Genomic DNA, 12,848 nt, shown 5'->3' with positions numbered 1-12,848 from the left:
TAGGATCGGCGCTCGTGTCCGGCGAACCCAGAGAGCCCAGACAGCCCCGGCAGATCAGCGTCCTCGTGATCGGCACCGGCGGGCGCGAGCACGCGCTCGCCCTCGCCCTGGCGAAGGACCCCGCGGTCTCGGCGCTGCATGCTGCGCCCGGCAATCCCGGCATGGCGGCCGTGGCGACCGTGCATGAGGTCGACCCTATGTCCGGCCCGGCGGTCGCGGACCTCGCCGAGCGGATCGGGGCCGACCTGGTCGTGGTCGGCCCGGAGGCGCCGCTGGTGGCAGGGGTCGCCGATGCGGTCCGGGAGCGCGGGATCGCCGTGTTCGGCCCGTCCGGCGCTGCCGCGCAGATCGAGGGCTCGAAGGCGTTCTCCAAGGAGGTCATGGCGGCGGCCGGCGTGCCGACCGCGCGCTCACAGACGTGCACCACGCCGGAGGAGGCCGAGGCGGCGCTCGACGAGCTCGGCGCGCCCTATGTCGTCAAGGACGACGCGCTCGCCGCCGGCAAGGGGGTCGTCGTCACCCGCGACCGCGCCGAGGCGCTGGCCCACGCCGCTGCCTGCGGCCGGGTGGTGGTCGAGGAGTTCCTCGACGGCCCGGAGGTCTCGCTGTTCGCCGTGTGCGACGGGCGTACGGCGTACCCGCTCCAGCCCGCGCAGGACTTCAAGCGGATCTTCGACGGCGGCCGCGGGCCCAACACCGGCGGTATGGGCTCCTACACGCCGCTGACCTGGGCGCAGCCCGACCTGGCGCAGGTCGTCATGGAGACCGTGGTGCAGCCGACCCTCGACGAGATGGTCCGCCGCGGGGCGCCGTTCGTCGGCTGTCTCTACGTCGGACTGGCGCTGACCGCCGCCGGCCCGCGGGTGATCGAGTTCAACTGCCGCTTCGGGGACCCCGACATCCAGCCGGTGCTCGCCGTCCTCGAGTCGCCGCTCGGCACGCTGCTCCACGCCGCTGCCGAGGGACGGCTGGGCGACGTACCTCCGCCGACCTTCCGCGACGCCGCCGCCGTGACGGTCGTGCTCGCCTCGGCCGGCTACCCCGAGTCCTCCTCGAAGGGTGACGTGATCCGCGGCGTCGGCGCGGCCAACGGCGTCAACGACGTCGACGTCATCCACGCCGGCACCGCGATCGTCGACGCGCCAGAGCCGGGCGACCCGGGGCACCGGCACCTGGTCACCGCCGGCGGCCGGGTGCTCGCCGTACGCGCCGTCGGCTACGACGTCGCCGACGCCCGCTCCCGCGCCTACGCCGCAGCCGACCTGATCAGCTTCGACGGCCTGCAGCGCCGCTCCGACATCGCTGCCGAGCCCCTGGGCGTCGTCGAGGGCGCCTCGCTCAAGGAGTCCTGACGCCCCCCACCGTTGAATCGGGACCTGTGGTGGGTCGAGTCCCCACCACAACCCCCGATGCGCGCCACCACGAGACCCGAATCAACGCCATGGGACAATCAGGGACGTGACTGTCCCGAACGTCCTCGCCACCCGGTACGCCGGCGCCGACCTCGCCGAGATCTGGTCGCCCGAGCACAAGATCGTGCTGGAGCGGCGGCTCTGGATCGCCGTGCTCAAGGCGCAGCGCGACCTGGGGATCGAGGTGCCGGACGGGGTCGTGGAGGCCTATGAGGACGTCGTCGAGAAGGTCGACCTGGCGTCCATCGCAGCGCGGGAGCGGGTGACCCGGCACGACGTGAAGGCGCGGATCGAGGAGTTCTCCGCGCTCGCCGGGCACGAGCACATCCACAAGGGGATGACCTCGCGCGACCTCACCGAGAACGTCGAGCAGCTGCAGGTGAAGCAGTCCCTCGAGCTGCTCCGCGACCGCACGGTGGCCACCCTCGCCCGGCTGGCCCGGCTCGCGGCCGAGCACGAGGCGACCGTGATGGCGGGCCGCTCCCACAACGTGGCGGCGCAGGCGACGACGCTGGGCAAGCGGTTCGCGACCGTCGCCGACGAGCTGCTCATCGCGCTCGACCGGGTCGAGGACCTCCAGGCGCGCTACCCCCTGCGCGGCATCAAGGGCCCGATGGGCACGGCCCAGGACATGCTCGACCTCCTCGGCGGCGAGGAGGGCAGGCTGGCCGACCTCGAGCAGCGGGTGGCGGGCCACCTCGGGTTCGAGCGGGTGCTGACCAGCGTCGGCCAGGTCTACCCCCGCAGCCTCGACTTCGACGTCCTGTCCGCCCTGGTCCAGCTGACCGCCGCCCCGTCCAACCTCGCCACCACGATCCGGCTGATGGCCGGCAACGAGCTGGTCACCGAGGGCTTCCAGGAGGGCCAGGTCGGCTCGTCCGCCATGCCCCACAAGATGAACACCCGGTCCTGCGAGCGGGTCAACGGGCTGGCCGTCGTCACCCGGGGCTACCTCTCGATGGTCGGCGAGCTCGCGGGCGACCAGTGGAACGAGGGCGACGTCTCCTGCTCCGTCGTACGACGCGTGGCCCTTCCCGACGCGTTCTTCGCCGTCGACGGCCTGTTCCAGACGTTCCTCACGGTGCTCGACGAGTTCGGGGCCTTCCCCGCGGTGATCCAGCGCGAGCTCGACCGCTATCTGCCGTTCCTCGCCACCACCAAGGTGCTGATGGCAGCGGTGCGCAACGGCGTCGGCCGCGAGACCGCGCACGAGGCGATCAAGGAGGCGGCCGTCGGCACCGCCCTGGCGATGCGCAAGGGCCAGGCCGACAACGACGTCTTCGCGAAGCTCGCCGCCGACGACCGGCTCGGCCTCACCGCCGACCAGCTGGCGACCCTCGTCGCCGACCCCATCACGTTCACCGGCGCCGCGGTCGCGCAGACCCAGGCGGTCTGCCGTCGCGTGGCCGAGGTCGTCGAGCGCTACCCGGCCGCGGCGTCGTACTCGCCGGGGGCGATCCTGTAGGACACTCGGGCCATGAGCGGGTACTTCGACGAACGCTCGATGGTCGTCCGGGCGCTGCGCCAGCGGGCCGTCGGCCTGACCTACGGTCAGCGCGCGCTGGTCGTCGGCGCCCTGCACCCGCGCCTGTTCGTCGGGACCGCGCAACACACGACCCACCGCGTCTCGCCGTACACCCGGCTCGGCCTCACCGCGCGGCTCTTCGAGGCCGTCTTCCTCGGCTCCATGGAGGAGGCGGACCGGGCGCTCGCGTTCGCCGCGAAGCGCCACGCCTCGGTGCGCGGCACCATGTCGGTCGACGGCGGCCGAGCGCATCCCGCGGGCTCGCCCTACAGCGCGGCTGACCCCGGGCTGATGTGGTGGACCGCCGCGTTCGCCCTCGACTCCGTCGAGTTCATGTACGACGCGCTCGTCCGCCGGCTGCGTGACCCCGAGCGCGAGGAGCTCTTCGAGGGGTTCGTCGCCTGGGCCGGGCTGTTCGGCATGCCGGAGTCCGGCGCGCCGTCGTCGTACGACGAGTTCCGCACGACCTTCGACACCTGGCTGGCCTCCGACGAGCCGCACCTGGTGCCGGAGGCGCGCATCGTCGGACGCCACATCGCGGGCGTCTCGGGCTACGGCCTCCCGCTGCGGCTCGTCACCTCGCCGGCCCTGGCCACCGTTGTCCAGGGCAGCCTGCCGCCGGTCGTGCGTCACCACTACGGGATCCCGTGGGGAATCCGCGAGGAGGCCGCCTGGCAGGCGACCAGCCGGGCCAGCCGGCTGGCCCACAGCCGGGTGCCACTGCTGGCGAGGACGCCGATCCTCCGGGGCCGCAGTGCGGAGTTCTACAAGGTCGTCCAGCGGGGCGAGAAGGCGCTGCTGGCCCGCGGCGGCGTGAGCATCCCGGGCGTCTCCGACGCCGACCCGCCGTACGGCCCGGTCCCGGCCTGAGGTGTGACGCTCGATGCCGAGGCGGACATGGAAGGGCATGACCCATGTCTGCGCGGCCGACGAGCACGACCCGGAGCAGCAGTTCCGGGCGCTGTACGACGGCAACTTCGCCGCCGTCCTCGGCTACACCCTGCGGCGGGTCGAGCAGCCGGCGGACGCGGCCGACGTCGTGAGCGAGGTCTTCCTCGTGGCGTGGCGACGGCTCGACGAGGCGCCGCCGGGGGACGGGAGGCCGTGGCTCTTCGGGATCGCGCGGAACGTCCTCGCGAACTACCACCGCGGCCTGCGGCGGCGGCACCGCCTCGGCAGCAGGCTGCGTGACAGCCTCACCCGCGACGTGGAGCCCGACCCGGCGGTCGGGGTCGCCGAGTGGGACCGGGTCAGGTCCGTGCTCCTGCGGCTCCGACCCGACGACCGGGAGCTGCTCATGCTGGTCGGCTGGGACGGGCTGACGCCGACCGAGGCGGCCCGCGTCGTCGGCATCGCTGCGGGCACCGCCCGCATGCGGCTGGCGCGCGCTCGGCAGCGGTTCCGCGAGCTCGCGGAGGCTGCGGGTGACGCTCCGGCGGCGGCCGGACATGTCCTGGCAGTCCCGTTCGAGCACGCGACCGGGGAGCGCCGATGACCGACTTCCATGCCGACCCGGGTCCCGACCCGCTGGCCGGGAGGGACCCGCACCCGCGGGAGCAGATCGACCTCTGGCCGCTCCACGACGCGCGCCAGGAGCTCCTGGAGGAGATCGTGTCCCAGCCCGGCCCCGGCAGCACTGCCGGTCGCACCAAGGTCCTGCTGTCCGTCGTCGGCATCGCCGCGGCCCTCGTCCTCGTGGTCGGAGGTGCCTGGGCGGTCACCCGCGACGACTCGGGCGGAAGTGACCGTGACGACCAGCTCGTCGCGTCGTCGGAGGAGCCGACGAGCGAGGCGACCACCGACTCCGCGGAGGAGCCGACGAAGGACCGTCAGCGCGACGAGCGACCCGACGTCCGTGTCAACGGCGTCGAGATCGGCAGCGTCGAGAGCCTCGACAGGTGCCTGCGCGTGCTGCGCCGGCTCGACGCCGAGGACCTCGAGTCCCTCCGGGTCCGCAAGGATGCCCGGCGCAAGCGTGGCGACTTCGTGGTCTACCTGGCCGAGAAGAACACGCGCTACATCGCCGTCGACCACCGGTGCCGGATCATGAAGGTCGGTCCGAGGGAGCGCAGGCCGCGCTGAAGGGCGGTCAGGCCGGCTTGACGTCCAGCACGACCTCGAACTCCAGCAGGTCGGCGCCGGTCGCGACCGGCTTCTTCTGCTCCTCGCCCGGCTTGGTGGCGTGGGCGGCCTTCCCGTCGCCCTCCCGCCAGGCGTCGAACGAGGCCTGGTCCTCCCAGTGGGTGACGACGAAGTAGCGGTCCTCACCGGCGACGGGCCGCAGCAGCTGGAAGCCGAGGAAGCCGGGCGAACCCTCGACCGCTCCCGCCCGGGCGGCGAACCGCTCCTCGAGGTGGGCGCCGGCGCCGGCGGGGACGTGGATGGCGTTGATCTTCACGACGGACATGACCCGAGCCTAGGAGACGGGGGTCAGCACGCGTGCTGAGGCGCTCAGGCCCGGGCGTCGCCGCCCCAGTTCGCGAGCTTGGTCGCGACGGTGTGCAGGTCCGCGCGCCACACGTCCGCGGACCCGGGCGGGATGATGTCGTTCCACTCGGCAGCGGGGGAGCCGAGCACGGGCATGAGGCCCTTCGTCCGTGCGAAGTACCAGACGTGGAAGTGCGACCCGCCGTCTCCCCAGCGGCTGACGTGGACCCGCCCGATGTTCGGGAGGTGCTCGATGATCCGCACCAGCCGGTTGCTGATCCGCCCGAACTGCGAGGCGAGCTCGTCGTCGAGCTGGCCGAAGTCCTCGTGCTCGCGGGTGTGCAGCATCAGCACGAGCGGCAGACCCGTCGGCGCGCCCGGGTGGGTGAGCACCCAGTGCTCGTCCTCCCACACGATCTTCTCCGGGTCGAGGCCTGTGCACTGGCCGCAGGGCTTCTCCGGGTCCTCGCCGTAGCGTCCCGGCTCGTCGCCCGGGGGCGGCACGACCTTCGGCGCGAGAGCACCGTCGACGACCTCCCACGGGAAGATGTCCCACTCGCCCGACGGCGGCATCGGCAGGCGGCCCCCGTCGCCCGTGGTGGCGATGATCCGCTGATAGACCTCTTCGGCAGACTCCGGCATGGCGGACACTGTGCCAGCCCGGTCACGCGCGGACCCGCTCACCCCCTCTCCTAGGCTGTCGCCCGTGACGCTCGCGAACATCCCGCCCGCCCCCGCGCTCCCCGGAGCACGCCACGTCCACTCGGGCAAGGTGCGCGACCTCTACGAGCTGACCGAGGGCCCGCACGCCGGGAAGCTGCTGATGGTCGCGAGCGACCGGCTGTCGATCTTCGACTTCGTGCTCGAGACGACGATCCCCGACAAGGGCGAGATCCTGACCCGGACGTCGCTGTGGTGGTTCGAGCAGCTGGCCGACCTGGTGCCGAACCACATCGTGTCGACCGACGTCCCCGCCGAGGTCGCCGGCCGGGCGGTGATCTGCGACAACCTCGCGATGTACCCCGTGGAGTGCGTCGCCCGGGGCTACCTGACCGGCTCCGGCCTGCTGGACTACAACCAGACGGGCCCCGACCACTCCGTGTGTGGCATCCCGCTGCCGCCCGGTCTCGTCGACGGGAGCCGGCTCCCCGAGCCGATCTTCACGCCGGCGACGAAGGCCGAGCTCGGCGACCACGACGAGAACGTCTCGTACGACGCCGTGGTGGCCACGGTCGGCGCCGACCTCGCCGCCCAGCTGCGCGACCTCACCCTCGCCGTCTACGGCCGGGCCGAGGAGATCGCCCGGGAGCGGGGGATCATCCTGGCCGACACGAAGCTCGAGTTCGGCGCCCGCGGGGAGACCCTCGTGCTCGCCGACGAGGTGCTCACGCCCGACTCCTCCCGCTACTGGCCCGCCGCCGAGTGGGAGCCCGGGCGCGCGCAGCCGTCGTACGACAAGCAGATCGTGCGCAACTGGGCGCTCTCGCCCGAGTCCGGCTGGGACCGGTCCTCCGGCGAGGCCCCGCCGCCGCTGCCGCCGGAGGTCGTCGAGCGCACCCGCAGCCGCTACATCGAGGCCTATGAGCTGCTGACCGGGGAGACCTTCTAGACTTCGGGCGTGGCCCGAGTCGTCGTAGCCGTCATGCCGAAGCCCGAGATCCTCGACCCGCAGGGGAAGGCGGTGCTGGGGGCTCTTCCCCGGCTCGGCTTCAGCGGCGTGAGCGACGTCCGCCAGGGCAAGCGCTTCGAGCTCGAGTTCGACGGTGAGGTCACGCCCGACGTCCTCGCCGAGGTCGAGAGGATGGCCGAGACGCTGCTCTCCAACCCGGTGATCGAGAACTACGCCGTGACGGTCGAGCAGTGAAGGTCGGCGTCGTCACCTTCCCCGGCTCCCTCGACGACGTCGACGCGCAGCGCGCGGTCCGGATCGGCGGCAACGAGGCCGTCGCCCTCTGGCACGCCGACGCCGACCTCAAGGGCGTCGACGCGGTGGTGCTCCCCGGCGGGTTCTCGTACGGCGACTACCTGCGTTGCGGTGCCATCTCCCGCTTCGCCCCCGTGATGGCGGAGGTGGTCCGCGCCGCCGGCAACGGCATGCCGGTGCTCGGCATCTGCAACGGCTTCCAGATCCTGTGCGAGTCCCACCTGCTGCCGGGCGCGCTGATCCGCAACGACCACCGCAAGTTCGTCTGCCGTGACCAGAAGCTGCGGATCGAGAACAACCGCACCCCGTGGACGGCCGCCTACGAGCAGGGCGCGGAGATCACGATCGTGCTGAAGAACGGCGAGGGCGGCTTCGTCGCCGACGCCGACACGCTGGCGCGGATCGAGGGGGAGGGGCAGGTCGTCGCCCGCTACCTCGAGGTCAACCCCAACGGGTCGCTCGACGACATCGCGGGCATCGCCAACGAGCGCGGCAACGTCGTCGGCCTGATGCCCCACCCCGAGCACGCGGTCGAGGAGCTCACCGGCTCCGGCACCGACGGGCTCGGGTTCTTCACCTCGCTCGCCGCGGCGACCTTCGCCTGACCGGCCGCATGACTCCCCGCAACGTCTTCCGCACGCTCGCCGTCGCCGAGGCCATCACCTGGCTCGGCCTGCTGGCCGGGATGTTCGTGAAGTACGTCGTCGGCACGACCGAGGTCGGCGTGCAGGTCGCCGGGCCGATCCACGGCGTCGCGTTCATCAGCTATTGCCTCGTGACCCTGGTGGTCGCCGTCGACCAGCAGTGGTCGCGCGGCCGGACCGTGCTCGGCCTGCTGTCGTCCGTGCCGCCGCTGATGACGGTGTGGTTCGACCGCCACGTCGAGAGCCGCGGCGGCCTCGACGACCACTGGCACTCCCGCCACGACAGCGAGACCGCCGGCCGGCGTGCGGTGTGCTGGCTGCTCCGCCATCACCGCCAGGCGATCGTCGGCTTCGTCGTCGCGGTCGCCGCGCTGACCGGGCTGGCGCTGGTGGCCGGTCCGCCGGTCGGCTGAGCCCGGGCGTCCTCAGCCGCGCCCGGCGCGGAGCTTCGCCCAGGTGGCCGGGTTGACGATGCCGGTGACCTTGAGGTCGACCCGCCGCTGGTAGGAGCGGACGTCCCGCTTGGTCCGGGAGCTGTAGATCCCGTTGATGGTCCGCTCGAGGTCGGGGTTCGCGGCGTTGAGCGCGCGCTGCACCCGGCGCACGTGGACGCCGGTCGAGCCGACCTTCTGCGCGTAGTCACGGCCTTGGGCGAACGCACCGATCCAGTTGGCCGGGCTCCAGGTCGTGCTCACCGGGTAGCCGCGGTCCGCCTGCCACGCCTGCACGGCCTCGATGGTCGCCGGGCTGTAGCTGCCGGACAGCTTGCCGTCGTACAGGCCGCGCTCCTGGAGCAGGCACTGGAGCGCCCGGACCTTGTTGGCCGGCGGGGCGTGGCTGCCGCTCGGCTCCCGCAGCGCCGGGTAGCGGGCGAAGTCGAGGTTGACGCCGCCGCAGTGCCGCTCCGGCGGGGCGTAGCGGCCGCGGCCGAGGTCGAGGAAGTTGCGGTCGATGTTGATCGTGACGCCGCCCCAGGTCTCGTTGTGACCGCCCTGGTACTGCTTCACCCGGCCGCCGGGAATCCAGCCGTCGGGACGGACGTACGACGTGGACGTGTTCGCGACGCCGTCCCAGCGCGCGATCCAGATCATGTCCGGCATCGTGTAGGCGCCCGGCCGCTGGACCCGGGCGTCGTCGAGCACCTTGATGCCGGAGCCTGCGCTCGAGTACACGCCGGAGACGTAGTCGAGGTCGTGGAGCTTGTTGGTCCAGGCACTGAGGAACGACAGCGCCGACTCCCGGCAGTGGCGGTTGGTGTGGTCGAAGGCCTCGAGGTCGTACCAGAGCGTGCTCCGCGGCACGATGCCGAGCGCCTTCGCGGCGTCGACGGCCTTGATGGCCTCGGCGCGCCCCTGGCGGCGCGCGGCGGGGTAGTTGTCGTTGCGGCCGGGACGCCCGTTGATCCGGGGATCGTCGTCGTAGCGCGGGAAGGCGTCGTTGCACGACGCCTGCGGTCCGAGCGTGATCGGGAGCAGCCGCCAGCCCTTGCGCAGCTGGGTGCCGATCCACCGCGGCGTCAGGTTCGGCTGGCTCCGGCACCAGCGCGAGTTGCCCGAGATGTAGATGCCGACCGCCAGGAACGGCGAGTGGTCGAGCCAGGTGTCCATGGCCCGCTGCGTCGGCGCGAGGCACTGGTCGAAGCCGTAGCCGCGGAAGTCGCCGGGCGTGACCGGGTTCGGCTCGGCGGCGGCGGGTCGGAACGGGACGAGGGCCATCGCGAACGCCAGGAAGGCGGCAGCGGCGGTGGACCGGGCAGACATTTCAGCTCCAGAGCGTTCTCGGGGTCGCCGGGGATGGGCCGGCGAGTCACGATAACCACAACTTTCACACCAGTTACAGGGATCACCTGGAACTACAGATCTGTAATTCACGAGCAGCCGCTACCGTCAGGACGTGCCCAGGGTCGTCGTTCCGCTCGTCGCGGCAGCGGCCGGCACCGCCTGGCTGATCGCCCTGTTCGTCCCCTGGACGGCGAGGGGCGCGCTCTCCTCGGCGTCGCTCCTGGACGCCGTCGAGCTGATCCGCCGTGGCGCCGTCGACGCGATCGTGCCGCCGGGCGCCGCCGTCCTGCTGCTGGTCCCCGCGATCGCCGGGATCGCGCTGATCGGACTGGTCGGGCTCACCGGCCGGGTGGCGGCCGTCGTACGCGTCGGCGCGCTCGTCCTCGGGACCGCCGGCACGCTCGGCCTGGCCGGGGTGCTGACCGGGTTCGACCCGGCCGCGGCGGGACCGGGCGTCTGGGTCGCGGCGGCCGGCGTCGTCGCCGCGCTCGTCGTCGCCGTGCTGGCGGTGAGCGGGCTCCGCCGGCCCTCCCCGATTACGCCCCCGGCGGGACATCCCCCGAACTAGGATGCGCTTCCACTGCCGCGAGGAATGGCTGTGTGGATCGCGGACCAAAGGGGTGGCTTGATGGGGTTCTGTACGTCGTGCGGAGCGCACCGGACGAGCGAGGCAGACCGCTTCTGCAGGTCCTGCGGCAACCCGCACGAGCCGGTCGCTCCTCCCGAGACCGCTCCCATCGCCGCCCTACCGCCGCATGGACCGCCGCCTACCGGACCGCCGCCCAGCGGACCGCCGCCGAGCTGGCGTCCGCCCCCGCCGCCCAGCTGGCCCCCGCCCCCGCCGCCGACCCGGTGGCAGGCGGGCCCGCCGTCAGTGCCGTACCCCGCTCCGTCCGCTGGGGGCGGGGCCCCGGTCGGCAGGATCCTGGCGGTCGTCGGCCTCGTTGTGGCCGTCATCGCGGCCGGCTTCGTCGCCTGGCACTTCTTCTGGCCGCGCGGCGGCGCCGGCTCGCCGGAGGCGGCTGCCGAGAACCTCGTGCTCGCCGCCGCCGAGCAGGACCCGGTGGGGATGCTCGACATGGTCAGCCCGGCGGAGGTGGAGGGCTTCGACGACGTCTACGACGCCGCGCTCGAGCGCGCCGAGGACGAGGACCTGGTCGAGGGCGACGAGGAGGGGATCACCGACGCGATCGAGGTCGAGCTGACCGACCTGGAGTTCGAGGTCGACGAGCTGGGTGACGACCTCGCCCGGGTCACCCTCACCGGCGGCAGGTACGACGTCAGCTGGGACCCGGACGAGCTGCCCGAGCGCCTGTCGTTCCTGGCCGAGGAGAGCGAGGCGGAGTCCGAGTCCGGCGACCTGGAGGACGCCTTCGACGGAGAGGAGCCGTCGGTCGTCGTCGTCAGGGAGGGCGGCCGGTGGTACGTCACCCTGGTCGGCACGATCGCCGACCACGCCTACCAGGAGGGCGAGCAGGACGCCGACGAGGACGGGTTCGAGCTGGAGGAGCCCGACTACGACCTCGCCTCCGAGGAGCTCGACCCGATCGTCGGCGACGACCCGGAGGAGGTGGTCGAGAACCTGGTCGAAGCCGTCAACGCCGGCGATGCGGAGGAGCTCCTCGCCAACCTGCCGGCGGACCTGGCCCGCCCGCTGCGTCCCTACGTGCCGGTCGTGGAGGGCCTCCAGGACGAGGCTGACTGGGGTGACGAGATCGGCCTGAGCGTCACTGTCGAGGACCTCGAGCTGTCGACCGAGGAGCTCGACGACGGCAAGGTCAAGGTCGCCGTCGAGGAGGGCACGTTCACCGCCAGCACGTGGGAGGACTACGACGACTTCGACTACGGCTCCGCCGAGGTCGACGGTGACTGCATCACCACCGACGAGGGCTTCGGCCCCGAGACCGCGTGCCTCAGCGAGGAGGAGACCGCGGCGGACCTCGGTCTCGACGAGATCTTCTTCGTGGTCTCGGAGGTCGATCACGGCTACCAGCTCGACCCGACGGCCACCTGGGTGGAGTACGCCTCGCTCGTGGTCGAGAACCTCGACGACGACGTCGTCGACGAGATCCTCGACAACATCGAGTCCGAGGTGAACGGCGAGTTCGACTACTGAACGGATCGACGATGAGCCAGTGCCCCCAGTGCGGAACCGCCGCCGTCGGCGACGACCAGCGGTTCTGCGCGCAGTGCGGCACCGAGCTGGTCGCCGGCGGCGCCCAGCAGGTCCCGCCGCCCGCGCCCGGCCCCGCGCCCGGCCCTGTCTCCGCCGTCGAGCCGCCGCCGGCCTACGGTCACCCGCCGCGGGTCACCGGGCCGCTGTTCGCCGACGACGCCCCGCCGACCGTCGCGACCCCGCCGGCCGCGCCGACGCCGGTCCACGCCCAGCCGCCCGTGCCCGGCCCCCGGCCGGCGGCGTACGACGACGGGAGCGGCCGGCGTCGTACGACGATCCTGCTGCTCGTGGTCGCCGCCGTGCTCGCCGCCCTCCTGGGCGCGGGCGGGGTGGTCCTCCTGCTCGGAAGCGAGGACGAGTCGCCCTCGGACACGACCGTGGACGACCGGCGTGACGACGTGGACACGACGCCGGACACCGGGGCCACCCCCACCACGACCTCGACGACGCCGACCACGAGCTCGTCGGAGACCGGGGCGACCGAGCAGCAGGCCGTCCAGTGCTGGGACGGCGAGTCCGTGGCGAGCCTCGACAGCTGCTCGCCTCCGAGTGGCGTGGAGGGGATGGCGTGGGTGTTCCCGTCGTCCACCGGCTCCAGCTGCTCCGCCGAACCGGGGGTGCAGCGCCTGACGGAGGCGGACTGCACGCCGACGGTCGCCGGCGAGACGGTGCGGATGCACTACAGCGAGTGGCGCAGCCGCACCGAGCTGGAGAGCTACTACGGAGGGCTCACGATCGGCACCCTCGACCCGCCGGACGGGCGCGACGACCTGGCCGCCCGCGAGGTGGTCTCGCGCGACCCCGACGTCGGCTACAAGGTCGCGATCTACTACACCTCCGCCTCGGGACTGTGGTCGGTCACGGTCTACGCCGCGGACGAGGCGCAGTACCTCGCAGCGCTCGGCGAGCTCGAGATCCGGCCGTTCGGCCAGCTCCAGGGTCGGCCGGGCTGAGGCCGC

Annotated in this window: 15 protein-coding genes; 12 read left to right on the top strand and 3 right to left on the bottom strand. The window is 72.7% G+C overall.

The window, feature by feature from the left end:
- Nucleotides 1-53: 53 nt before the first annotated feature.
- The 5 genes from purD to F0U47_RS08910 all read left to right on the top strand — a co-directional run bounded on the left by purD (nucleotide 54) and on the right by F0U47_RS08910 (nucleotide 5,019).
- Complete coding sequence (purD, locus tag F0U47_RS08930) at nucleotides 54-1,352, top strand: phosphoribosylamine--glycine ligase (protein ID WP_149750554.1); 1,299 nt, start codon at nucleotides 54-56, stop codon at nucleotides 1,350-1,352.
- 106 nt (nucleotides 1,353-1,458) lie between these two features.
- Entirely contained in the window at nucleotides 1,459-2,877 is a 1,419-nt protein-coding gene (purB, locus tag F0U47_RS08925) for an adenylosuccinate lyase (RefSeq protein ID WP_149749935.1), read from the top strand.
- Nucleotides 2,878-2,889: 12 nt separating this feature from the next.
- Nucleotides 2,890-3,807, top strand: coding sequence for an oxygenase MpaB family protein (locus tag F0U47_RS08920; protein WP_149749934.1), 918 nt, complete (start codon nucleotides 2,890-2,892; stop codon nucleotides 3,805-3,807).
- Between the two features lie 37 nt (nucleotides 3,808-3,844).
- On the top strand, nucleotides 3,845-4,432 hold the full coding sequence (locus F0U47_RS08915; RefSeq protein WP_149749933.1) for an RNA polymerase sigma factor: 588 nt from the start codon (nucleotides 3,845-3,847) through the stop codon (nucleotides 4,430-4,432).
- Nucleotides 4,429-5,019: a hypothetical protein gene (locus tag F0U47_RS08910; protein ID WP_149749932.1), complete on the top strand. Its 591-nt coding sequence runs from the start codon at nucleotides 4,429-4,431 to the stop codon at nucleotides 5,017-5,019. Before F0U47_RS08915 ends, F0U47_RS08910 begins: the two co-directional genes overlap by 4 nt.
- A 7-nt stretch (nucleotides 5,020-5,026) precedes the next feature.
- Here F0U47_RS08910 and F0U47_RS08905 read toward each other — a convergent pair whose 3' ends face one another.
- Both F0U47_RS08905 and F0U47_RS08900 read right to left on the bottom strand, forming a co-directional pair.
- Nucleotides 5,027-5,344 (bottom strand): antibiotic biosynthesis monooxygenase family protein, encoded by a 318-nt coding sequence (locus tag F0U47_RS08905; protein WP_149749931.1) that lies wholly within the window; start codon nucleotides 5,342-5,344, stop codon nucleotides 5,027-5,029.
- Nucleotides 5,345-5,388: 44 nt separating this feature from the next.
- Entirely contained in the window at nucleotides 5,389-6,006 is a 618-nt protein-coding gene (locus F0U47_RS08900; RefSeq protein ID WP_149749930.1) for an HIT family protein, read from the bottom strand.
- A 64-nt stretch (nucleotides 6,007-6,070) separates the two neighbouring features.
- On the opposite strand from F0U47_RS08900, the gene F0U47_RS08895 reads away from it, so the two are divergent.
- Genes F0U47_RS08895 through F0U47_RS08880 form a run of 4 tightly spaced genes read left to right on the top strand, consistent with a single transcriptional unit; the run spans nucleotide 6,071 to nucleotide 8,345 of the window.
- A complete protein-coding gene (locus F0U47_RS08895; RefSeq protein WP_246159532.1) occupies nucleotides 6,071-6,973 on the top strand; it encodes a phosphoribosylaminoimidazolesuccinocarboxamide synthase in 903 nt (300 codons plus the stop codon).
- Between the two features lie 9 nt (nucleotides 6,974-6,982).
- A complete protein-coding gene (purS, locus tag F0U47_RS08890; protein WP_149749928.1) occupies nucleotides 6,983-7,228 on the top strand; it encodes a phosphoribosylformylglycinamidine synthase subunit PurS in 246 nt (81 codons plus the stop codon).
- Complete coding sequence (gene purQ, locus F0U47_RS08885) at nucleotides 7,225-7,893, top strand: phosphoribosylformylglycinamidine synthase subunit PurQ (protein WP_149749927.1); 669 nt, start codon at nucleotides 7,225-7,227, stop codon at nucleotides 7,891-7,893. Before purS ends, purQ begins: the two co-directional genes overlap by 4 nt.
- A gap of 8 nt (nucleotides 7,894-7,901) precedes the next feature.
- A complete protein-coding gene (locus F0U47_RS08880; RefSeq protein WP_149749926.1) occupies nucleotides 7,902-8,345 on the top strand; it encodes a DUF3817 domain-containing protein in 444 nt (147 codons plus the stop codon).
- Between the two features lie 12 nt (nucleotides 8,346-8,357).
- On the opposite strand, the gene F0U47_RS08875 is transcribed toward F0U47_RS08880, so the two are convergent.
- On the bottom strand, nucleotides 8,358-9,692 hold the full coding sequence (locus F0U47_RS08875) for a glycoside hydrolase domain-containing protein (protein WP_149749925.1): 1,335 nt from the start codon (nucleotides 9,690-9,692) through the stop codon (nucleotides 8,358-8,360).
- Nucleotides 9,693-9,825: 133 nt separating this feature from the next.
- Here F0U47_RS08875 and F0U47_RS08870 point away from each other — a divergent pair, with 133 nt between their 5' ends.
- From F0U47_RS08870 to F0U47_RS08860, 3 genes are all read left to right on the top strand, one after another.
- Nucleotides 9,826-10,281: a hypothetical protein gene (locus F0U47_RS08870; RefSeq protein WP_149749924.1), complete on the top strand. Its 456-nt coding sequence runs from the start codon at nucleotides 9,826-9,828 to the stop codon at nucleotides 10,279-10,281.
- A gap of 306 nt (nucleotides 10,282-10,587) precedes the next feature.
- Nucleotides 10,588-11,829, top strand: a complete 1,242-nt coding sequence (locus F0U47_RS21080; protein ID WP_188111236.1) for a hypothetical protein — start codon at nucleotides 10,588-10,590, stop codon at nucleotides 11,827-11,829.
- 11 nt (nucleotides 11,830-11,840) lie between these two features.
- Nucleotides 11,841-12,842: a zinc ribbon domain-containing protein gene (locus F0U47_RS08860; protein ID WP_149749923.1), complete on the top strand. Its 1,002-nt coding sequence runs from the start codon at nucleotides 11,841-11,843 to the stop codon at nucleotides 12,840-12,842.
- Nucleotides 12,843-12,848 lie beyond the last annotated feature (6 nt).

The sequence above is a fragment of the Nocardioides antri genome, assembly GCF_008373765.1.
Classification (GTDB): Bacteria; Actinomycetota; Actinomycetes; order Propionibacteriales; family Nocardioidaceae; genus Nocardioides; species Nocardioides antri.
The sequence above is the reverse complement of the archived record's forward strand: the minus strand, read 5'-3'. Positions and strand labels throughout refer to the sequence as shown.